This is a genomic window from Pseudogulbenkiania sp. AW2-16 (assembly GCF_056824575.1).
Genome location: NZ_CP157668.1, coordinates 3,732,096 through 3,753,552, shown reverse-complemented (window position 1 = coordinate 3,753,552; position 21,457 = coordinate 3,732,096). Strand labels below are relative to the sequence as shown.

Annotated in this window: 19 protein-coding genes and 1 other RNA gene; 9 read left to right on the top strand and 11 right to left on the bottom strand. The window is 65.9% G+C overall.

Going from position 1 to position 21,457, the window contains the following annotated elements:
• Positions 1 to 7 precede the first annotated feature (7 nt).
• The 4 genes from kdpB to kdpF form a co-directional block, all read right to left on the bottom strand.
• Positions 8 to 2,209, bottom strand: coding sequence for a potassium-transporting ATPase subunit KdpB (gene kdpB, locus ABKF58_RS18135; RefSeq protein ID WP_482582518.1), 2,202 nt, complete (start codon positions 2,207 to 2,209; stop codon positions 8 to 10).
• 18 nt (positions 2,210 to 2,227) lie between these two features.
• Positions 2,228 to 2,303, bottom strand: a non-coding RNA gene (locus ABKF58_RS18130) — sX9 sRNA.
• 62 nt (positions 2,304 to 2,365) lie between these two features.
• Positions 2,366 to 4,153: a potassium-transporting ATPase subunit KdpA gene (gene kdpA, locus ABKF58_RS18125; RefSeq protein ID WP_482582517.1), complete on the bottom strand. Its 1,788-nt coding sequence runs from the start codon at positions 4,151 to 4,153 to the stop codon at positions 2,366 to 2,368.
• Positions 4,150 to 4,242, bottom strand: coding sequence for a K(+)-transporting ATPase subunit F (gene kdpF / locus ABKF58_RS18120; protein WP_008953820.1), 93 nt, complete (start codon positions 4,240 to 4,242; stop codon positions 4,150 to 4,152). Before kdpF ends, kdpA begins: the two co-directional genes overlap by 4 nt.
• 499 nt (positions 4,243 to 4,741) lie before the next feature.
• Between kdpF and ABKF58_RS18115 the strand changes: the two genes are divergently transcribed.
• The 4 genes from ABKF58_RS18115 to ABKF58_RS18100 all read left to right on the top strand — a co-directional run bounded on the left by ABKF58_RS18115 (position 4,742) and on the right by ABKF58_RS18100 (position 11,541).
• The gene (locus tag ABKF58_RS18115; protein ID WP_482582515.1) at positions 4,742 to 6,613 is read left to right on the top strand and encodes a methyl-accepting chemotaxis protein; all 1,872 of its coding nucleotides are present in this window, start codon (positions 4,742 to 4,744) and stop codon (positions 6,611 to 6,613) included.
• A gap of 710 nt (positions 6,614 to 7,323) precedes the next feature.
• Positions 7,324 to 9,372, top strand: coding sequence for an HDOD domain-containing protein (locus ABKF58_RS18110; RefSeq protein ID WP_482582513.1), 2,049 nt, complete (start codon positions 7,324 to 7,326; stop codon positions 9,370 to 9,372).
• Between the two features lie 121 nt (positions 9,373 to 9,493).
• Positions 9,494 to 10,204, top strand: coding sequence for a PAS domain-containing protein (locus ABKF58_RS18105; RefSeq protein ID WP_482582512.1), 711 nt, complete (start codon positions 9,494 to 9,496; stop codon positions 10,202 to 10,204).
• Positions 10,159 to 11,541, top strand: coding sequence for a putative bifunctional diguanylate cyclase/phosphodiesterase (locus ABKF58_RS18100; protein WP_482582511.1), 1,383 nt, complete (start codon positions 10,159 to 10,161; stop codon positions 11,539 to 11,541). Before ABKF58_RS18105 ends, ABKF58_RS18100 begins: the two co-directional genes overlap by 46 nt.
• Positions 11,542 to 11,745: 204 nt before the next feature.
• Here ABKF58_RS18100 and ABKF58_RS18095 read toward each other — a convergent pair whose 3' ends face one another.
• Entirely contained in the window at positions 11,746 to 12,942 is a 1,197-nt protein-coding gene (locus ABKF58_RS18095) for an MFS transporter (RefSeq protein WP_482582510.1), read from the bottom strand.
• Between the two features lie 77 nt (positions 12,943 to 13,019).
• Between ABKF58_RS18095 and ABKF58_RS18090 the strand changes: the two genes are divergently transcribed.
• From ABKF58_RS18090 to ABKF58_RS18080, 3 genes are all read left to right on the top strand, one after another.
• Positions 13,020 to 13,154, top strand: coding sequence for a hypothetical protein (locus ABKF58_RS18090; RefSeq protein ID WP_482582509.1), 135 nt, complete (start codon positions 13,020 to 13,022; stop codon positions 13,152 to 13,154).
• On the top strand, positions 13,147 to 14,058 hold the full coding sequence (locus ABKF58_RS18085; protein WP_482582508.1) for a LysR family transcriptional regulator: 912 nt from the start codon (positions 13,147 to 13,149) through the stop codon (positions 14,056 to 14,058). The genes ABKF58_RS18090 and ABKF58_RS18085 overlap by 8 nt, the downstream gene beginning before the upstream one ends.
• A gap of 215 nt (positions 14,059 to 14,273) precedes the next feature.
• A complete protein-coding gene (locus ABKF58_RS18080) occupies positions 14,274 to 15,404 on the top strand; it encodes a succinylglutamate desuccinylase/aspartoacylase family protein (protein ID WP_482582506.1) in 1,131 nt (376 codons plus the stop codon).
• Positions 15,405 to 15,420: 16 nt separating this feature from the next.
• Here ABKF58_RS18080 and ABKF58_RS18075 read toward each other — a convergent pair whose 3' ends face one another.
• From ABKF58_RS18075 to ABKF58_RS18065, 3 genes are all read right to left on the bottom strand, one after another.
• Positions 15,421 to 16,011, bottom strand: coding sequence for a uracil-DNA glycosylase family protein (locus tag ABKF58_RS18075; RefSeq protein WP_482582504.1), 591 nt, complete (start codon positions 16,009 to 16,011; stop codon positions 15,421 to 15,423).
• A 6-nt stretch (positions 16,012 to 16,017) separates the two neighbouring features.
• Entirely contained in the window at positions 16,018 to 16,902 is an 885-nt protein-coding gene (locus ABKF58_RS18070; RefSeq protein ID WP_482582502.1) for a DMT family transporter, read from the bottom strand.
• Positions 16,903 to 17,004: 102 nt separating this feature from the next.
• Positions 17,005 to 17,364 (bottom strand): putative quinol monooxygenase, encoded by a 360-nt coding sequence (locus ABKF58_RS18065; RefSeq protein WP_008953832.1) that lies wholly within the window; start codon positions 17,362 to 17,364, stop codon positions 17,005 to 17,007.
• A gap of 322 nt (positions 17,365 to 17,686) precedes the next feature.
• Here ABKF58_RS18065 and ABKF58_RS18060 point away from each other — a divergent pair, with 322 nt between their 5' ends.
• Both ABKF58_RS18060 and ABKF58_RS18055 read left to right on the top strand, forming a co-directional pair.
• On the top strand, positions 17,687 to 17,890 hold the full coding sequence (locus tag ABKF58_RS18060) for a hypothetical protein (protein WP_008953833.1): 204 nt from the start codon (positions 17,687 to 17,689) through the stop codon (positions 17,888 to 17,890).
• Entirely contained in the window at positions 17,883 to 18,521 is a 639-nt protein-coding gene (locus tag ABKF58_RS18055; RefSeq protein ID WP_482582500.1) for a 3'-5' exonuclease, read from the top strand. Before ABKF58_RS18060 ends, ABKF58_RS18055 begins: the two co-directional genes overlap by 8 nt.
• 202 nt (positions 18,522 to 18,723) lie before the next feature.
• On the opposite strand, the gene def is transcribed toward ABKF58_RS18055, so the two are convergent.
• The 3 genes from def to ABKF58_RS18040 all read right to left on the bottom strand — a co-directional run bounded on the left by def (position 18,724) and on the right by ABKF58_RS18040 (position 21,381).
• Positions 18,724 to 19,236 carry a peptide deformylase gene (gene def, locus ABKF58_RS18050; RefSeq protein WP_482582498.1) on the bottom strand — a complete coding sequence of 171 codons (513 nt, stop codon included), beginning with the start codon at positions 19,234 to 19,236 and terminating at the stop codon, positions 18,724 to 18,726.
• 139 nt (positions 19,237 to 19,375) lie between these two features.
• Positions 19,376 to 20,098, bottom strand: coding sequence for a substrate-binding periplasmic protein (locus ABKF58_RS18045; RefSeq protein ID WP_482582496.1), 723 nt, complete (start codon positions 20,096 to 20,098; stop codon positions 19,376 to 19,378).
• 248 nt (positions 20,099 to 20,346) lie between these two features.
• Positions 20,347 to 21,381: a bifunctional 2-methylcitrate dehydratase/aconitate hydratase gene (locus tag ABKF58_RS18040; RefSeq protein WP_482582494.1), complete on the bottom strand. Its 1,035-nt coding sequence runs from the start codon at positions 21,379 to 21,381 to the stop codon at positions 20,347 to 20,349.
• Between the last annotated feature and the right edge of the window lie 76 nt (positions 21,382 to 21,457).

Genomic DNA, 21,457 nt, shown 5'->3' with positions numbered 1-21,457 from the left:
GATTAGTTTAGTGGGAGGAGGGCGCTGTCTCCGTCTTGGGCATGGCCGAAGCGAAGTGCACGTCGCCCTCCTGGGCCGGCTCGCTTATGCCGAGGCCGAGCACGCCCAGCGCCACGTCGATCAGCTTGATGCCGACGAAGGGCACGATCAGCCCGCCCAGTCCGTAGACCAGCAGGTTGCGCCGCAGCAGCGCGCCGGCGCCGAGCGCGCGGTATTTCACTCCCTTCAGCGCCAGCGGGATCAGCACGATGATGATCAGCGCGTTGAAAATCACCGCCGACAGGATGGCCGAATCCGGGCTGTTGAGCCGCATCACGTCCAGCACCTTGAGCTGCGGATAGGTGGCGGCGAAGGCGGCCGGGATGATGGCGAAGTACTTGGCCACGTCGTTGGCCACGCTGAAGGTGGTCAGCGCGCCGCGCGTCATCAGCATTTGCTTGCCGGTCTCGACGATCTCGATCAGCTTGGTCGGGTTGGAATCGAGGTCGACCATGTTGCCGGCCTCCTTGGCCGCCTGGGTGCCCGAATTCATCGCCACCGCCACGTCGGCCTGCGCCAGCGCCGGCGCGTCGTTGGTGCCGTCGCCGGTCATCGCCACCAGCTTGCCCTCGGCCTGGGTGTCGCGGATCAGCTTGAGCTTGTCTTCCGGGCGCGCCTCGGCGAGGAAGTCGTCCACCCCGGCCTCGGCGGCGATGGCAGCGGCGGTGAGGCGGTTGTCGCCGGTGATCATCACGGTCTTGATGCCCATGGCGCGCAGCTCGGCAAAGCGCTCCTTGATGCCGCCCTTGACGATGTCCTTGAGCTCCACCACCCCCATCACGCGTTTGCCTTCGGCCACCACCAGCGGCGTGCCGCCGCGCCGGGCGACCTCGCTGGCGGCGTCGTTCACCGCCAGCGCCCACTGCCCGCCCAGTGCTTCCACGTGCGCCTTCACCGCCTCGGCCGCGCCCTTGCGGATCTCGCGCACGGCACCTGCCGCCGGAATGTCCACGCCGGACATGCGGGTCTGCGCGCTGAACGGGATGAAGTGCGCGTCGTGCAGTTCGCGTCCGCGCAGGCCGAAGCGCTCCTTGGCCAGCACCACGATGGAGCGGCCTTCCGGGGTCTCGTCCGAGAGCGAGGCGAGCTGCGCCACGTCGGCCAGCTCCTGTTCTGTCACCCCCGGCGCCGGCAGGAAGGCGCTGGCCTGGCGGTTGCCGAGCGTGATGGTGCCGGTCTTGTCCAACAGCAGCACGTCGACGTCGCCGGCCGCCTCCACGGCGCGGCCCGAAGTGGCGATCACGTTGGCCTGCATCATGCGGCTCATGCCCGCCACGCCGATGGCGGACAGCAGGCCGCCGATGGTGGTCGGGATCAGACACACCAACAGCGCCACCAGCACGGTGATGCCGACCGGGCTGCCGCCACCTGCGGCCTTCACGCTGTAGAGCGAGAACGGCAGCAGCGTGGCGCAGGCCAGCAGGAAGATCAGTGTCAGCGCCACCAAGAGGATGGTCAGCGCGATCTCGTTCGGCGTTTTCTTGCGACGCGCCCCTTCGACCATGGCGATCATGCGGTCGAGGAAGGCCTCGCCGGGGTTGGCGGTGACGCGCGCCACCAGCCAGTCGGACAGCACGCGCGTGCCGCCGGTGATGGCCGAGAAATCGCCGCCGGATTCGCGGATCACCGGGGCCGATTCGCCTGTGATGGCCGACTCGTCCACCGACGCCACCCCGTCGAGCACCTCGGCGTCGGCCGGCACGGTGTCGCCGGCCTCGATCAGCACGATATCGCCGCGGCGCAGGCTGGCCGAATCGATCACCGTGACCTTGGCGTCGTGGCGCGCCTCCGCCAGCTGCTTCGCCACCACGTTTCTGCGCGAGCCGCGCAGCGCCGCGGCCTGGGCCTTGCCACGGCCTTCGGCCAACGCTTCGGCGAAGTTGGCGAACAGCACGGTGAACCACAGCCAGGCCGCGATGCCGAGGATGAAGCCGGCCGGTGCCTCGCCCTGGCCGGCGAGCGCCTGCGCGCCGAGCACGGTGGTCAGCACGCTGCCCACCCACACCACGAACATCACCGGATTGCGCAGCTGGGCGCGTGGCGACAGCTTGCGGAACGACTCGGCGATAGCCGGCTTGACCAGCGTCGGGTCGAACAGCGCCAGTGCACGGGCGTGGCGTTGCGTCGGCGTGTGTTGCGGGAGGGATGAGGGTTTGGTCATATCGTTCATTTGGTTTCTCCTGGAAGCTGTTCTCAACGTGTAACGAGCGGTCGTCAGCGAGGGGCGGCTGGAGCGCAGGAACCGGAATGGACACGTAGTCCATGAGGATTCCGAGCACCTCCCAACCCGAGATCACGGCCGCGTAGTAACGTTGAGGACGGCTTCTCAATGGCCGAACAACTGCAGCTGCTCCACCACCGGACCCAGCGCCAGCGCTGGGATGTAGGTCAGCGCGCCGACGATGATCACGGCCCCCACCAGCAGCACCACGAACAGCGGGCCGTGCGTCGGCATGGTGCCGGCCGAGACCGCCAGGCGCGGCTTGGCAGCCAGTTTGCCGGCGATGGCCAGCACCGCGATGATCGGCACGAAGCGGCCGAACCACATCGCCAGCCCCAGCAGGATGTTGTAGAAGGGGGTGTTGGCGGACAGGCCGGCGAAGGCCGAACCGTTGTTGTTGGCGGCCGAGCTGAAGGCGTACAGCGCCTCGCTGAAGCCGTGCGCCGCCGGGTTGGCCAGACCGGCCAAGCCATCCTTGCTCAGCACCGCGACGGCGGTACCGCCCAGCACCAAGAGTGGGGTGATCAGGATGGCGATCGACACCATCTTCATCTCGAAGGCTTCGATCTTCTTGCCGAGGTACTCCGGGGTGCGACCGATCATCAGCCCGGCCAGGAACACGGCCAGCATGGCGAAGATCAGCATGCCGTAGAGTCCCGAGCCAACCCCGCCGAACACCACCTCGCCCAGTTGCATCAGCCACATCGGCACCATTCCGCCCAGCGGCAGCAGGCTGTCGTGCATGGCGTTCACCGCGCCGCAGCTGGCGGCCGTGGTGATGGTGGCGAACAGCGTCGAGGCGACGATGCCGAAGCGGGTTTCCTTGCCCTCCATGTTGCCGGCCGCGCCATCCACGCCGAGCTGGGTCAGGAGCGGGTTGGCGTGCATCTCGGACCACTGCACCACGGCGAACATGGCGATGAAGATCAGCGTCATCGCCGCCAACAGCGCCACGCCCTGGCGCATGTCGCCGACCAGACGGCCGAACATGAAGCACAGCGCCGCCGGGATCAGGAAGATCGACAGCATCTGGGCGAAGTTGGACAGTGGTGTCGGGTTCTCGAACGGATGTGCCGAATTGGCGTTGAAGAAGCCGCCGCCATTCACGCCCAGCATCTTGATCGCTTCTTGCGAGGCCACCGGGCCCATGGCCAGGGTCTGCTTGTCGGTTTTCAGGGTGTCCAGTGCCGGCTTGCCGGCGGCGTCGAGCACGGGCTGGCCGTGCGCGTCGGTCTTCGGCTGCTGGTAGGTGACCGGCTCGGTCAGCTTGACGTCCTGGTAGGCGCTGAAATTCTGGATCACGCCCTGGCCCACCAGGAACAGCGCGAACAGCAGCGACAATGGCAATAGCACGTAGCCGGTGGCGCGGCCGAGGTCGAGCCAAGCGTTGCCGAGACCGGCCGCCGAACGCCGCACGAAGCCGCGGATCAGCGCCACCACCACCGCCAGCGCCGTCGCCGCCGACAGGAAGTTCTGCACCGTCAGCGCCAGCATCTGGGTCAGGTAGCTCATCGTCGTCTCGCCGCCGTAACCCTGCCAGTTGGTGTTGGTGACGAAGGAGACGGCGGTGTTGAAGGCCGAGCCGGCCTCCACCGCCGTCATGCCAGCCGGGTTGAAGGGCAGGCCACCTTGCCGGCGCTGCACGGCGTACACCGCGAGCACCCCGGCGATGTTGAACAGCAGGATGGCCGTGGCGTAGCGCCACCACGGCATGTCCTCGTCCGGGTCGCTGCCGATCAGCCGGCACAAGCCGCGCTCGAAGCGGCCGAGCCAGGCACAGCGGGCGCTCAGGCGGCCGTCCAGCACGACGGCCAGGTAGCGCCCGAGCGGCCAGGCCAGGGTCAGCAGCACGATCAGGTAGAGGCCGAGCTGCCAGAGGGGAGAGGCGTTCATTCCAGTTCCTCCGCATTGAGCAGGGCGTACAGCAGGTAGGCCAGCAACAGCACGGCAATCAGCCCTGCCAGGGCGTACAGGGTGTTCATTTCTTGGCCTCCAGGCGGCGACAGGCGCTGACCAGAAGCAGCGCCAGCGCGCTGCATGCCGCGATCAGGGCCAGGTAGATCAAGTCCATGGTGGTCTCCATGACGGAATGGGTAGGGACGGTTGAAGCTTAGGGAAGGGGGCATAAACGGCGTGTCGTAATGCGGGGACGGGATATAAAAAAAACGTAAATGGCATGGCGGGCCGCGCCGGCCGGCACTGACAGCGGATGCACACTCAGCCAGCAGGGGGCGGCAGGGTGAGAGGGCCGGGCGCTGTCGCGAAAAAGCACTGGTAATCCGCACCTGCGGGGTTTATATGAAATTTGTATTAACTGTCGCGTGATTTTGTAAGCAGTTTTTGTATACTGTGTCCGCTCGACTGCGCCAAAGCGAAGCAAAGCGGGCAACAAGCAGCAATCAGGGGAACGCGGCAGCGTGCGAGGCGGGATGACACCGCCCTGCTGTCGTGAAGAACAATAGCCGTAACGAGACACACACTATGAAATCCTTACGTACTCGCATGATGGTCTTCGTCATCGCCGTGGTCGTGCTGCTGTCGGCACTGCTCACCGGCGCGGCCTACTGGCAGATGCGCAGCAGCTTGCTGGAGTCGATCCGCAACGAGATTCATCAAGCCGCCAGCGGCAAGGCCAGCTTTGTCACCGAATGGGTGCAGTCACGCCAGGCTGTCGTTGCCGCGGTACTGCCGCACTTTGGCCAGGGGGAACTGAAGCCGGTACTCGACCGGGCGCATGACGCCGGCGGTTTCGACGACATGTACCTGGGGCAGCCGGACAAGACCATGACCCAGTTCAGCAAGGCCGTGCCGGTGCCGCCGGGCTACGACCCGACCGGCCGCCCGTGGTACAAGGCCGCTGCCGCCTCCGAAGAGGCGATCGCCTCGCCGCCCTACATCGATGCCGCCACCAAGCGCCCGATCATCACCTTCGCCAAGGCGCGCCGCGACGGCGGCAACGTGGTGGCGGTGGCGGGCGGCGACGTCACGTTGCAGCGCGTGGTCGATGAAATCGTTTCGGCCAAGCTGCCCGGTGACGGCTACGCCTTCCTGATGACCCAGGATGGCCTCACCATCGCCCACCCGGCGCCGGATTCCGGCCTGAAGAAGATTACCGACGTGATGCCGGGCTACGATCCGGCGGCCGTCAGCAAGGATGGTCAGATTCAAGAGATCAGCCTGGGTGGCAAGACCTACCTGAGCACGCTCTACCCGGTCGGCAAGACCGGCTGGCTGCTGGGCGTGATGGTGCCGCTGGCGGCCGCCACCAGCCAGCTCGACCACTTGCTGCTGCTGATGGTCGGCCTGCTGGCGGTCGGCGTGGTGATCGCTTCGGTGGTGGTGTACGGCGGCGTGGCGCGCATGATGTCCGGCCTGTCGCTGATGCGCGACGCCATGCGCGACGTCGCCAGCGGTCACGGCGACCTGACGCTGCGCCTGCCTGTGAAGTCGCAGGACGAAGTGGGCCAGATCGCCGAAGCATTCAACCAGTTCATGGCCAAGCTGCGCGAGATGTTCCTGACCGTGCGCCACGAATCGCAGGCGCTGGCCGACGACGCCGCCCAGCTCAACCGCGTGGCCGAGCAGATCGCGGACGATTCGCGCGTGCAGTCGGGTGAACTGTCGGCCACGGCCGCCACCATCGAAGAGATCACCGTCAGCATCAACCACATCGCCGACCACGTCGGCGAGACCGAGACGCTGGTGTCCGAATCGCGCCAGAACTCGATCGAATCGCATAAGAGCATGGCCGAAGTGGCGCACGAGGTGGAATCCATCGTGCACTCGGTGGAGTCGCTGCAGCAGGTGATGAACGGCTTGTCCGGCCAGTCGGAAGAGATCAAGGGCATCGTGGCGGTGATCCGCGACATCGCCGACCAGACCAATCTGCTGGCGCTCAACGCGGCGATCGAGGCCGCGCGTGCCGGCGAGCAGGGCCGCGGCTTCGCCGTGGTGGCCGACGAAGTGCGCAAGCTGGCCGAGCGTACCGCGGTGGCCACGGTGCAGATCGCCCAGATGATCGACCGCGTCATGGAGCAGACCGGCCAGGCCATCGCCCACGCCGACACCACCAACGCCCGCGTCGCCACTGGCGTGGCGCTGTCGCGCGAGGCCGCCGGCAAGGTCGAGCGCATCAAGGGGCACGCCGAGGACATCTCGGTGCGCATGAGCGAGATCACCTCGTCCACCTCGGAACAGGGGGTGGCCACCAACGAGATGGCGCGCAGCGCCGAGCGCGTCAACGCCATGGCGCAGCAGACCGACGCCTCGCTGCAGGATGCGCTGAAGACCATCCAGACGCTGGCGCAGCGTGGTGACGAGCTGCGCAGCCTGGTGTCGAAGTTCAAGCTGTGACGATGTCCTAAAAACGCTAACCCAGTCTGGATGACTCGCCACGGTTTGCCGGGGCGGTTGGAGCAAAAACAGCGGGGATAATTCGAACCGGTTTCTCGCGATGAGTTAGCGCAGTACGCATGGCCATGGAGCGATCCATGGCCATTTTTCTTTCCTCTCTCCACTCCCTGTCGGCAACCAGCCTGCCTATATCAGCCATGGCGAAAACAGCGCCCAAGACATTCAATAGGCTATGGCCCTGAGGATTCAAGGCCGTTCGGTTTTCATCCGCCGGCAACGCCATCACGATCACCCTGATGGTTATAAATAAATGAATTTTTCATAAAAATATACAGGTTAAAAATCAGGAAAATAGATAATCGGATTTTTCAAAAACCATTATTTATGCAAATGGGTTTTTGGGGCGGTGGCGATGAGAAACACGAATACTGGGAGAGGTTGAATCAGGAAATAGGCAATTTAATTTGCGATGTGTATAAATATAAAAATCGGATATGCTGTTCTCCTGCTCCCGGTTTATGGTTGCGCCGATTATGATAAATGAAAATGCCGGATGCAGTTCGAGCCCAAGTGTGTATCTGAGTCTGTAAGCGGCTGGTGGTTGGGCTGCTGCAAAGGGAGGTCGTGACGACGATGGATAGACTGCTCGCCACCAAGGGGGGGACCCAAGCGCAGCCGGCTCGGCGCAGCGTGACATTGGCGGCAAGCTCATGCTTGCGCGCTTGCCCACAATGTCGCCCATCCTGGTGCAACTGTTGGATTTGTGCCAGCGCGATGATCTGAACTTGTCCGATCTGTCGGCGTTGATCGGTCGTGACGCCGGCATGGTCGCGCAGATATTTGCGCTATCCACCTCGGCCGCATTCCAGGGCCGCGCTCGCCCGGCCACGCTCGATCAATGCCTTTCCCTGCTTGGCATGAATACCATCAAGACGCTCGTGATCAATGGGTCGGTCATGCAGGTTTTCAACCGCCTGGTAGATTGGCAAGAAGTCGATCTGGGCGAATTCTGGGGCCACTCCCTGCGCACGGCGTTGATCGCCCGCGAACTGGCACGACGGATGCATTACCCCAGCCTGGAAGAAGCCTATCTGGGGGGCTTGGTGCATGACATTGGCCGCCTGGCTTTGCTGGCAACGGTCCCGGAGGATTACCAGAGCATCTTCCGCGACTACCGGGACGGCGAATCGCTGTGTGCGACGGAGCATGCCGCGTTTGGGCTCACCCACGTCGAAGTGGGCGCCTGGATGGTGGAAAAATGGCAGCTGGATTCGTTTCTTGGCGACAGCGTGCTGTATCACCACGAGCCGTTCGAGCGCATGGTGTCGGCGCCGCCGCTGGTTCGCATCGTTCTCCTCGCGGATTACCTGGCCGCTTTCAACAATCCGGAACAACCTCAGCCCGATGCTTCCGTCGTGGCGCTATGCGGCGCGCGGCTCGATGATCTGCCCGCCATGCTCGCAGCCGTCGAGCGTGACCTGCTGAGCATCGCCGAACAGCTGGGCATACGCCTTGCCGGCCCCAAGGAGGGCGAGCAGGCTTCTCAAGCCGATGCCCTGCTGGCCGCGCGCCTTCAGGACATGCTGCTGGTCAATCAGGCCCTGGGCCAAGCCGGCGGTAACGCCTCGGCCATGCAGATGGCGGTGCAAGCGCTCAAGATTCTGTTCGATCTGGATGCGACGCTTTGTTTCGAAGCGGTCGAGGGGGAAAGCGAGCGGTTCCGCGCCAAGCCGTTGGCTCACCATTCGGCCAAGCTGGCGCAACTGGAGTTCGTCCGCGGCAGCAGCACGTCTTTGCTGGCGCGGGCACTGGATGGCGTGCCGCAGCTGGTCATGCGCCAAGGGCAATTGCCCTTGCTCGACGACCAGGTGCTGCGCAGCCTGGGCGGAGAAGGCATGCTGCTGCTGCCGCTGCGTACGGCGTCGGCCCGGGTTGGCATGCTGGTGGCCGTGATCGACAGCGCGGATCGGGCTGCAGCGCTGGCGGCCAAGCTACCCTGTCTCGCGGTTTTTGGGCGCTTGAGCGCAGATCGCATTGCCATGCAGCTTCGCTCCGGCAATGCCGCGGCGCTGGGCGGCGGGGAGGCTGGCGCGGACAGCCGGCTCAATCGACTGGTGCATGAACTCAACAACCCGCTGGCGATCATCCGGAATTACGTCTCCATCCTCGAGGCAGCCAGCGCCGGCAAGGGCGCGCGCCAACCCGAGCTGGCCATCGTACGCGAGGAAATCGACCGGGTGGCTCACATGCTGCGCGCCGCACGCGAACAGCAGGCCGAGGGGGAGTCGGCGCGGGGGCCGGTCAAGCTCAACCGTATCGTGGAGGATCTGGCGACCTTGTTCCGAGGGTCCATTCCGTTTGCCGGCTTGGTCGATATTCGTCTCGATTTGGCCGAGGCGCTCCCGGACATCGTGTCCGACCGTGATCGGCTCAAGCAACTGCTGGTGAATTTGATCAAGAATGCCTTGGAGGCGATGCCGCAAGGCGGGCACGTGACGCTCTCGACGGCCGCCTGGGGCTTGGGCGAGGCAGGGCCGTCCCATGTCGAAATCCGGGTCGAGGACAACGGCCCCGGCATTCCCAAAGAGGTGCTCGCTCAGCTCTACCAACCGGTGGCGAGCCAGAAACCCGGCTCTCATCAAGGGCTTGGGCTAGCCATCGTGGGGCAGCTGGTGCGCGATCTGAACGGCTTGATCAACTGCCGTTCGGATCAGCAGGGAACGCGTTTCCAGGTATTGCTGCCGTTCGACCGGCAGTGACGAGAGTGCAGGCCCGTTTTCGATCTGCGCCAATGGCGGTATGGGTAGGCAAGGGGGCAAAGTGGCAGAGAATCACTTCGGTACAAACGCAAAATTATTGGTCGTGGACGATGAACCCCGCATGCGGGAAAGCCTGTGCCTGCTGTTGCAGGGGCGGAATTACGACGTGCGCGCCTGCCACGACGGCCAGTCGGCCCTGGAACAGCTCATGGCCGGCGGCGTGGATTTGATGCTGCTCGATCTGCACCTGGGCGACATGAACGGGCTCGACCTGCTGGAGATGATCCGGCGTGCCGGCATCGATACCGAGGTGCTGGTGGTGAGCGGCGACACGGCTTTCGATTCCGCCGTTTGCGCGTTGCGCAGCGGAGCAAGCGATTATGTCTGCAAGCCCTATGCCGTGGAGGAGCTCATGCACCGGGTCGAGCTGGCTCTGCAGCGCCGCAGCCTGGCGCGTGCCAACCTGGCTATGGCGCAGCAGCTGCACACCTCGGAGCGCATGCATCGGTCCCTGGTGGAGGCGTCGCCCGACCTCATCTTCACGCTGGACGAGCGTTTCTGCTTTACGTTTGCCAATGAACGTAGCCACGGCTTGATCGGCTATTCGCCGCAGGAACTGCTTGGCCAATCGCTGCTCGACCTGGTCTTGCCGGTGGATGCCGAACGGGTCCGCTATGTGCTCGAGCATCGGACGGGGCAGCGCGCCATCGAGTTTCGCATCGTCAGCAGGGGGGCGAGATTGCCGAGCGGCACTTCGAAGCCAGCCTGGTGCCGGTGGCGCTCGACTTGCCGCAGCTGTCGAGCCGCCTGTATGGCGTGGCGCGCGATGTGACCGACAAAAAACACGCAGAACACCGCATGGCCTACCTGGCCTACCACGATTTGCTCACCGGCCTGCCCAACCGCGCCCTGTTCCGCGACCGGCTCGGGCTGGCGATCATGCAGGCCAAGCGCAAGGGGCGCCAGGTGGCGGTCCTGTTCGTCGATCTGGACCGTTTCAAGCTCGCCAACGATACCTTCGGCCATATCAAGGGCGATGAGCTGCTCAAGCAAGTGGGGCAGCGTCTGCAATGCGTCTTGCGCGAGTGCGACACGCTGGCCCGGCTGGGCGGCGACGAATTCACCATCCTGCTGCCGGACTTGAGCGGCAAGGAGGATGCCGCACTCCTCGCGGGCAAGCTGGTCAAGGAGGTTGCCGCGCCGTTCAGCATCGACGGCGACGATGTTTTTCTCACTGTCAGCATCGGCATCGCGGTGTTTCCGGACGACGGCGACGACATCGAAACCCTGCTGCGTCATGCCGATATCGCCATGTACCAGGTCAAGGCCCAGGGCAAGAATGGTTTCGGCTTCTTCCTGCCAATGATGGACGCCGCCGCCAGCCAGCGCCTGAGGATGGAAAACGAGGTCCGGCGCGCCCTGGAGCTGGAGCAGTTCGAGCTGTACTACCAGCCGCAAGTCGAATTTGACAGCCGCCGGATCATCGGCTGTGAAGCCTTGATCCGCTGGCCGCACCCGACCCGCGGGCTGGTTCCGCCGGGGGCCTTCCTGGGGGTGATCGAAGAGATCGGGTTGATGAAGCCGCTCACCTACTGGGTGATCGAGCGTGCCTGCCAGACGCTGCGTGAATGGACACTGGCCGGCCTTGAGCTGTCGCGCATGTCGGTCAACGTGCCGCCCGAGCTCTTGGTCGACGACGATTTCTACGACTATCTGATCGTGACGGTAGACCGCTACGGTATCCGTCGCCAGAGCTTCGAGATCGAGATCACCGAGAACGCTTTCATCGCTGATCAGCAAGCCATGTCGCTGAAACTGGCGGGGTTGGCCGAAGAGGGCATCCGCGTGGCCATCGACGATTTCGGCACGCAGTATTCGTCGCTGAGCTACCTGCGCCATCTGCCGGTGACGACGCTCAAGATCGATCAGTCGTTCGTGCGCGAAATCGAAGCCGGCAAGGAGGATTCGACCATCGTGCGCGCCATCGTTGCCATCGCCACCGGGCTCAACCTGAACCTGGTGGCCGAAGGGGTGGAAACCGAGGTCCAGGTGGACTATCTCGGCAGCCTGGGCGCGGTGGAGATGCAGGGCTATCTGTTCGGCAAACCCATGCCCGCGTCGGATTTCCGCCGGCTGTTGCACCAGGAGGCCGCAGTGATGTCGGTCTAGGTGAGCCGCTGCCGCCTGTCCGGGCGGCTCGCGCGTGCAGCGTTGCCGGCAGGGCCGGCGCATCTGCTTTGGCGCGAGACGCCCCGGTTCCCCGATGGGTGACCACCGTGCTGGCCCGCAGCGGCAGCCCATGACCTCGTACGGCCGGTTCCCGCCCGATACTGCCCGATAATCCCTCCGCCCCCACGGTCGTGCCGGCGTTCCTCATGCCCTCCCTTTTTGCCGCATGTAGGGCAGCAGGGCCAGGGCGGGGAAGGCGCTGCCAGCCAGGCTGACCCATGCCCAGCCGCCATGCTGATACAGGATGCTGGCGATGGCTGAGCCGGTGGCTCCTCCGACGAAAACGCTGGTCATGTAGAGCGCGTTGAGTCGATTGCGGATGGCCGGGTTGAGTGCGTAGATCTCGCGTTGCCCCAGCACCATGTTCGTTTGCACGCAGAAGTCCAGCACGACCCCCGTCACCACCAGGCCCACGACCCCCAGCGAAGGAACAAGCAGCACGGGCAGAAAGCTCAAGGCTCCGACCGCGAGTGCCGCCAGGGTGGCGGGACGCGTATGTCCGGCATCTGCCAAGCGGCCGCTGATGGGGGCGGCGATGGCGCCGATGGCGCCAACCAGGGCGAAAATGGCGATGTGCGATTGGTTCAGCCCGTGGTGCTGGGTCAGTTCGAGCGGAACGGCGGTCCAGAACAGGCTGAACGTCGCGAACATGCACGCCTGGTAGAACGAGCGCTGACGCAGGACGGGCGTGCTGGCCATCAGCGTTGCCAACGAGCGCAGCAGCTGGCCGTAGCTCGCTTTATGGTCCGGTTGGCGACTGGGCATGGTGGCGGCCAGCAGCAGGGTGATGGCGGCCATCAGGATCGAGGCCGTGCCAAACACGGCGCGCCAGCCGAAGTGGTCGGCCATGAAGCTGGCGAGCGGGCGTGCCAGCAGGATGCCGAGCAGCAGCCCTCCCATGATGCCGCCGACCACGCGTCCCCGCGAAGCCTCTGGCGACAGGTGGGCCGCCAGCGGAATCAACAGCTGAACGGACACCGAGCTGAATCCAAGCAGCAGCGAGACCAGCAGAAACAGGCTTGGCTGTCGCGCCAGCGCGGTGGCGGCCAGGCTGACGATCGAGAGCATGGCGGTGCCGATCAGCAGGCGCCGGTTTTCGAGCAGATCACCCAACGGCACCAGGAAGAACAAGCCGAGGGCATAGCCGATCTGCGTCAGCGACACGATCAGGCTGGCGGTTTGGCCGGACAGGTGGATGTCTGGCGCAATCAAGCCGATGATCGGCTGGGCATAGTAGATGTTGGCAACGATGGCGCCGCAGCAGAAGGCGAACAAGGCGATCATGGTGCGGGTCATGGCCATCGGCGTACCCGTCGGCACGGTTTGCTGCAGTGTTTTCATAGCAGGTTCTCCCTGACGGCGGGCGCGTAACGATAAGGAGTCCCAGGCGGGAGGGTGGCGGGTGAAGCAGGGATGTCGTGCTCGATGAATTCCATGGACAGCTCCTTGGACAAGATGATCATGCCGCAAGCTTAGTTGTTGTCATTCGCGCGTTGAATGCCTATAAATTGCAACCTGGCATTGCATTTTTCGCAAAGGATCGGCATGGATAAATTGCTGGCATTGAGAACGCTGGTGGAAGTGGCCGAAACGGGAGGGTTTTCCAAGGCGGCTCGGCGGCTCGGTGTGGCGACGTCGTCGGTGACGCGGCTGATGGACGCGCTGGAACAGTCGCTGGGGACCGTCCTGCTCACGCGCACTACCCGCCAGGTGCTGTTGACGGATGCCGGGGCCAGCTACCTCGAGCAGGTAACCCGGCTCCTTGCCGATCTGGAGGAGGCCGACAGCAGCATTGCCGACGGCAGGGAAGAACCGATGGGCTCGTTGCGGGTAGCCGTTCCCGTGACCTATAGCCGCCTCTGCCTGGGGGGCGCTCTTTCCGGCTTCATGGCCACCTATCCGCGCGTGAAGCTGGACCTGGTGGTGTCGGATGCGTATCAGGATCTGGCGGTGGAGCGTCTCGACCTTGCCGTCAGGATCGGGCTGCCGAATCGGGACGAGCATCTGATCGTGAAGAAGCTGGCGGAGAATCGGCGCTTTCTGGTGGCGGGCCCTGACTATCTGGAACGGCACGGCACCCCGCGTGCGCCGATCGAGCTGGCGTCACATGCCTGCCTTCGTTTTGCATACCGGCCGGGGCGTCAGCGCTGGACATTCCGGTCGGACGCCCGGAGCGAAGAGGTCGAGGTCGACGGTCCGTTCATCACCAACAGCCTGGACATGCTGCACGAAGCCGTGCTTGGCGGCCACGGCATCGCGTTGCTGCCGGAGTGGGTCGTGCAGCAGGATATCCGCGCGGGGCGCGTGCTGCGCTTGTGCGACGCGTGGCGCGTGACGCCGCAGCAGGGCGACGCGTATGTGTACGCCGCCTATTTGCCCAACCGCCGCCACTCGCGCAAGGTCCATGCCTTCATCCAGTACCTGGAGGAATGGCTGCGGGCCCAGCATCAAGGTTAGGGTGGAATCGGGCAGCAGGCGCGCCGGTGGCGAGCGAGGGCTGGTGGCGCTCCTGACATCCGGTGTGTGGGCATGTCTTCGTGGCGGGAAGCCAGTCTTGCTGTGGTGTCGGGCGTTCCCGCCGGCCTGTCGCGGCGCTCTCATCTTCAACGGCAGCGGCAAGTTCGGGTATGGTTCCGGTATTGCCGTTAACCAGGCCTGCCCCATCCCTGATCATGAAACGTATCGAACATTCTTTGCTCTCCCCCGGTCTCGGCTCCAGCCGGCAGTTGTGCAGCTTGCATTTCGGCAGCGCCGGACAGGGGCAGAAGGTCTATATCCAGGCTGCGCTGCACGCCGACGAACTCCCCGGCATGTTGGTAGCGTGGCATCTCAAGGCGGCCCTGCAGGCGCTGGAAGACGCCGGCCACCTGCACGGCGAGGTGGTGCTGGTGCCGCAAGCGAATCCGATCGGCCACGACCAGACCCTGCTCGGGCTGCAGTTGGGCCGTTTCGAGATGGCCAGCGGCGAGAATTTCAACCGTAATTATCCGGCCCTGCTCGAGGGGGTCTACCGGCGCGTGAAGCCGCACTTGTCCGGCGACGCCGCCGCCAATACCCGGCTGATTCGTGCCGCCATCCGCGCCGAGCTGGCGGTCTGGCCGGTAAGTACCGAACTGCAGAGCCTCCGCCAGCGCCTGATGTCGCTGTCGGCCGACGCCGACATCGTGCTCGACCTGCATTGCGATTTCCGCGCCGCGCTGCACGTCTATACCGGCACGCCGCTGTGGCCGCAGTGCGAACCGTTGTCACGCTACCTCGGCTCGCAGGCGCAATTGCTGGCGACCGAGTCCGGCGGTGATCCGTTCGATGAAGCCTGCAGCCGCCTCTGGTGGGAGCTGCAGGAGAAGGCGCGGCAGGACGGTCTGGACGTGCCGATCGAGTTGGCGGCGCTGGTCGTGACGGTGGAACTGCGTGGCCAGGGCGACGTCCGGCATGAGCTGGCGGAGCGTGATGCGGCGGCGATCCTGGAGTTTCTGCGCTACCGCGGCGTGATTACCGACCGCCCGGCGGCCGAGCTGCCGCCGCTCGATTATCCGGCGACACCGCTGGCCGGATCGGAGAATCTTTGCGCTCCGCACTCCGGGGTCGTGACCTTCCTGGTCGCCCCGGGAACCCGGGTGGAGCCGGGCCAGCCGGTGGTGGAGGTGATCGACCCGCTGAATGACCGGGTCAGCGTGCTGAGCTCGGCGCATGGCGGCATGGTGTACGTGCTGGAGAGCCGCCATTTCGCCACCACTGGGATGGTGCTCGCCAAGGTGGCGACGCCCCACGCCTTTAAGACCGGGTCGCTGCTGTCGGCCTGAGAGGGTGAGCCGTGCTTCAGTCCGCCAGCGCCGCGTGCACCGCCGCGCGCAGCGCCGGCACTACCTCGTCGTCGAACCAGGGGTTGCTGACGAACCAGCGCACGTTGCGCGGGCTGGGGTGGGGCAGCACGAAGAAATCCGGCTGGTACTCGCGCCAGGCCTTGACGGTGTCGGTCAGGGTCTTCTTGCGCCGCTTTCCCAGGTGCCAGGCCTGGGCGTATTGGCCGATCAGCAGCGTCAGGCGGATGTCGGGCAGCTGTGCCAGCAGGCGCTGGCGCCATAGCGCGGCGCATTCCGGCCGCGGCGGGGCATCGCCGCTGCCTTGCTTGCCGGGGTAGCAGAAGCCCATCGGCACGATGGCGAGCCGGGTCGGGTCGTAGAAGGTGTCGCGGTCCAGGTCGAGCCAGCGCCGCAGGCGGTCGCCCGAGGGATCGTTGAAGGGCAGGCCGGTCTGGTGCACGCGTACGCCGGGGGCTTGGCCCACCAGCAGGATGCGTGCCGTCGCTGCCGCCTGCAGCACCGGGCGCGGCCCCAGCGGCAGCTGCGCTTCACAGTGGCGGCAGGCGCGAATCTCCGCCAACAGCGTGTCGAGCCCGTGGTCGTCCATGGTGTTTCAGCGTCCGGCTTGGCGCTTGCCGGCGATCACCAGCCATACCCCGCCCAGGATGGCGATCGAGGCCAGCACCAGGCGCAGCGTGACCGGTTCGCCCAGCAGCACCACGCCCCCCGCCGCCGCGATCACCGGCACGGTGAGCTGCACCGTGGCCGCGCCGGTGGCGGTCAGCCCGCGCAAGGCGGTGTACCACACGGCGTAGCCGACCCCCGAGGCCAGCGCGCCGGAGAGCAGTGCGTAGATGGCGCCGGCGGTGTCCCATGAGGCTGCCGGCATCAGCAGCAGGCTCAGCGAGATCGCCAGCGGCACGGCACGCAGGAAGTTGCCGGCGGTGACGCGGGTCGGATCGCCCGCGCCTTTGCCGAGCAGCGAGTAGGCGCCCCAGGCCACGCCGGCCAGCAGCATCAGCACGGCTCCCACCAGCGGCGGCGCCGACAGGCCCGGCAGCAGCAGGCCGGCCAGCCCCGCCAGCGCGAGCAGCAAGCCGGCCAGTTGGCGGGTGCTCAGGCGTTCGCCGCGCGCCAGTCCGATCCCTATCATCGTGGCCTGTACCGCGCCGAACAGCAGCAGAGCACCCGTCGCCGCCGACAGGCTGACGTAGGCGAACGAGAACGCGGCGGCGTAGAAGAACAGCGCCAGCGCCGAGCGCCAGCGCCCGTTGCCGCTGCCGGTCGCCGTGCGCAGACGCACGATCAACCACAGCACCAGGGCCCCGGAGGCGATGCGCAGGGTGGTGAAGGTGGCCGGGTCGATGCTGGTGTGCTTGAGCGCCTGGCGGCAGAGCAGGGAGTTGCCGGCAAACGCCGTCATGGCCAGCAGCGTGAGCAGGACGACGCGCTGGCGCGAAAGGGAGGGGGCGCCGGTGGCGGCAAAGCTGGTCGACATGGGGGTTCCTCGGAATGAAGAGTGTCCCCATTTTAGGCGGAGTTTGCCGCAAAAGGTTGGCCGAAGCGACATGGGCTTCGGCCAACTTTGGTACGAGGCGGCCTAGCGGCGGAAGCCACCGACCGGGCTCAGGTAGCTGGGCTTGATATCCGCCAGCGCCGCCTGGAGTTCGGCACTGGGGTGGCCGTAGAGGCTGAGGCGGGTCGGCGTCAGCAGCGCCAAGAAGCGTTCGGCGAAGTGTGTGCCGAAGTTGTCCAAGTGGGTCAGCGCCGCCGCCGAGTCACGGTAGCGTTCGTAGATGTGGCAGGTCGTGCCGTCGCTGCTGACGTTCCATTCGTAGTTCAGCGCATCGGGCTCGTTGGCGCCGGTCGCCTCGACCATCTCGGTCATCAGGTGGTCGAAGGCCTCGCGCTGGCCGGGCTGGATGGCGAGTTCCAGCAGCCAGTACACTTCCTGGTTCATCTCCATGCTCCTTGTGCTTCTTGTGACTGCCGGGGTTGAGGGAGGGGGCAACGGCCTGTTGCGGCCCGTATCGGAACCTGCAGTAAACATAGTTCAAGAAACGCAGCGCTGCGCCAGGATGAAACGCGTTTTGCGGGTCGGCTCCCGAGGGGAGGCGTTGCACCGCCCAAGGTTGGCCGAAGCCCGGGCGATGCGGCCACCGCACGGTTATCGCCTGGCCGGTCGGGTCGGCGGGGGCGGGGCATCTCGGCGGCTCCGCTCGCGCCGGATCGCGTACAATGCCGCATCGTTTTTCGACATTTCTTTTAGGACGCGAATCGCCATGGCAAAAAAAGACAAGGATCTCGACGCGGAAACCCAGGCGCTGCTGGAGTGGTGCGCCGAAGTCGAGGCCCTGCTGGTGGCCGCCGGAGCCACCCCGCGCGAGGCGCAGGAGCACATCGAAGAGCAGGCCGAGTGGTACACCGACCAGTTCTACGACGGGCTGACGCCGGAAGAGGCGGCCAAGGCGGCGTTGAATGACTGAACGGCAGGACAAGGGCGGCCTGGAGCGCGTCGCCGTGATCGACTTCGAAACCACCGGGCTCAGCCCCGGTATCGGCTGCCGTGCCACCGAGATCGCCGTGGTGCTGCTGGAAAACGGCCGGGTGGCGGGCCGCTTTCAGAGCCTGATGAACGCGGGGGTGCGGGTGCCGCCCGACATCGAGCGCCTCACCGGCATCAGCAACGCCATGCTGAAGGCCGCGCCGCCGGCCGACGCCGTGATGCGCGAGGCGGCCGAATTCGTCGGCGACACACCGCTGGTGGCTCACAACGCTGCCTTCGACCGCAAGTTCTGGGATTACGAGCTGGGCCAGTTTGGTCGCACGCGACGGCAGGATTTCGCCTGTACCTTGCTGCTGGCGCGGCGCCTGCTGCCGGCGGCGCCAAACCATAAGCTCGGCACCTTGACGCGCTGGGCCGGCCTGCCGGCGACCGGGCAGGCGCACCGGGCGCTGGCCGACGCCGAAATGGCCGCCAACCTGATGGCGCACCTGACCCGGGTGCTGCGGCTCCAGCACGGCCTGGACCGGGTGTCGCACCAACTGCTGTGCGGTTTGCAGAAGGTGGCGGCCAAGCAGGTGCCGGAGTATCTGCGGCGGGCGGCAGCGGCCTGACGCGCTCGTTTCTTTCAGCCTAAAAGCCTCACGGCCAGCCTCGGTGATCTCAAGGCTGGCCGTGAGGCTTTTTGTCGTGGGGAAGAGGACGGTTGGCGTCGCTGCCACAACCCCGGGCCGCAGTCCTGGCCGGGCGCGCTGCCGAAAAGTGTGCTGTATGGCGAAGCGGCACAATCCAGCCAGGGGATGCGGGGAGCGGCTCTTATTCGGTTGGTGGCGCGGCGGGAGACGTGTCGCCGGCGCCGGGTGGCAGGTGGTCGATGAAGAGCGTGCCGTTCAGATGGTCGACTTCGTGCTGGATGATGCGGGCGTGAAAGCCCTCGGCGCGGCCTTCGACCAGGCGGCCCTGGATATCCTGCGCTCGGTAGCGAATGGCCTGCCAGCGCGGCACCCGGCCACGCTGGCCCGGCACGCTGAAGCAGCCCTCCCAGTCTTCCTCGACGCGTTCGGCGTCGGGGTGGATTTCCGGGTTGATCAGGACCGTGGGGGGAATCGCCGGCGCGCCCGGGTCACGCTCGCCGCCGCCGTAGGCGAACACGATCACCCGTAACGGCACGCCGATCTGTGGCGCCGCCAGCCCGACACCGTTGCCGGCGTACTGGGTGTCGAACATGTCCTGCACCAGATCATGCAGTTGCTGCGTGTCGAACTCGGTCACGGCGGCGGCATGCTGGCGCAGCATCGGGTGCTCTTGGGGCAGGAAAGGTCGCTTCATGGTGTTCTCTTGGTTGATTGGCGCCTGCGGGCCGGGGGGCGGCGTATCTGGCGCTGACGATAGCGCGAGAACCCGCCGTCTGCAGCACCCACCGCCGTTTTGCCGGCGCGGCATGGCCGGGGCGAGGCCGGCCTTGGGGTCAGCGATACTTGCGGTAGATCCGGCTGACCGTGTCGTTGCGGCGCAAGGCATCGATGGCGGCATCGACTTGCGGCAGGCTGACCGAACCCTGCCGCGACAGGGCGCAGCCGGCCTGGTAGCGCCGCAGCACCAGCGGCGGGTACAGCGTCGCCGCGTCCAGGCCGAGCTTTTCCTGATAGCTCAGATAGAGCCGGTTCACCACGGCGTGGCGGGTGCGGCCCGCCTGCAGCTTGTGCAGGTTGCTGCTGGCGTTGGGGGCGTCATCCCGGACAAAGCGCGGGCCCAGCCGGGCTTCCAGCTCGGGGTAGCGAAAGCCCAGGATGGTGCCGATGGGTTGCCCTGCCAGCGCCGCGATACGCCTTGGCCGTATCGCGTGGCGCGAGGTGATGACGACGTCGGCGTTGGGCAGGAAGGGCTGGGTCCAGTCGAACGGACCGGGCAGCCAGGTCGGCAGGTACATGCAGATCAGGTCGGCCTGGCCGCTTTCGAGTGCTGCCGGTATGCGCTGGCGGGGCAGCACCAGGAAGCGCGGCCGTTTTCCCAGCTCCTTGGCGAGCGCCCGTCCCAGGTCGTGGTGGATGCCGCGCCATACCCGCGTGCCGCTGATCTCGGCCTGCGGCATCTCGGTGCTGTCGTCCAGCAGGATGACCAGCTCTTTCGGGTCGGCGGCGGCCGCTTGTCCTAGCAGCAGCCCTGCCACTAACACCAGGCTTCTTTTCATGGGCGATCCGCTGTTGTGTCGTGGTTGCTCTTGGGGGGAGGTCTGTTCTGTGGCGTGAATCTAGCATACGGCTTCCGGCGCCGGGAACGCGGTCGGTACAAATACCGTTGCGGCCCGCGTGACGGGCCAAGGCGCGATCACCGCACCGTTCCGCAGAGGGCTTTGCGGGGACGGGGAGGAAGCGGAGGGTGTCGTCTTCCGCCAACCTTGGCACCGAGCCCGGCCGCAGGCGCCGCCGCCAGGGGACATCAGATCACCCATAAATCGGTAAAAGCATTCACCGCCGTTGTCAGCAGTGTTTCCTGATCGCGGCACAGCGCGAAGATGGCAGCCTGCTGTTGGGCCGGGAAGCGGTGTGCCAGGTGGGTCCTGAACTTGTTCTCCAGCAGCGGAATGCCCTCCGCCCGCCGCCGCGGGTGGCCGAGCGGGTATTCGCACACCGCTTCGTCGAGCACGCTGCCGTCGTTCAGGGTGACGGTGAGCGCGTTGGCGATGCTGCGCTTGTCGGGATCGTGGTAGTCGCGGGTGAAGGCCGGGTCTTCCACGCAGTTTATCCGGGCACGCAAGTCGTCGATGCGCGGGTCGGCGGCGACGTCGTCTTCGTAGTCGGCGGCGCTCAGGCGGCCGAAGATCAGCGGCACGGCCACCATGTACTGGATGCAGTGGTCGCGGTCGGCCGGGTTGGCCAGCGGGCCCTGCTTGTCGATGATGCGCAGGCAGGCCTCCTGGGTGCGGATGGCGATATGCCGGATATCGGCGGCGGACTTGCCTTGCCGGGCCAGTTCGCCATGTAGTGCCAGCGCGCATTCCACGGCGGTCTGTGCATGGAACTCGGCCGGGAACGCGATCTTGAACAGCACGTTCTCCATCACGTAGCTGCCGTAGGGGCGCGGGAGCGTGAACGGCCGGCCCCGGAACAGCACGTCGTAGAAGCCCCAGCCCTTGGCGCTCAACACGCCCGGGATACCCATCTCGCCCTTGAGGCTGAAGCGCGCCAGGCGCACGCCGCGGCTGGTGGCGTCGCCCGCCGCCCACGATTTGCGGGAGCCGGTGTTGGGGGCGTGGCGATAGGTGCGCAGACTCTGGCCGTCGACGAAGGCCTGGCTCACGGCGTTGACGATTTCCTCCTTGCTGCCGCCCATCAGTTTGGCGCACACGGCGGCGGAGGCCACCTTCACCAGCACCACGTGGTCCAGGCCGACCCGGTTGAAGCTGTTCTCCAGCGCGAGGCAGCCCTGAATCTCGTGCGCCTTGATCATGCCCTCCAGCACGTCCTTCATCATCAGTGGCGCCTCGGCCTTGGGCGACACGCTCGCGCGAGACCCAGTCGGCGGTGGCGAGGATGCCGCCCAGGTTGTC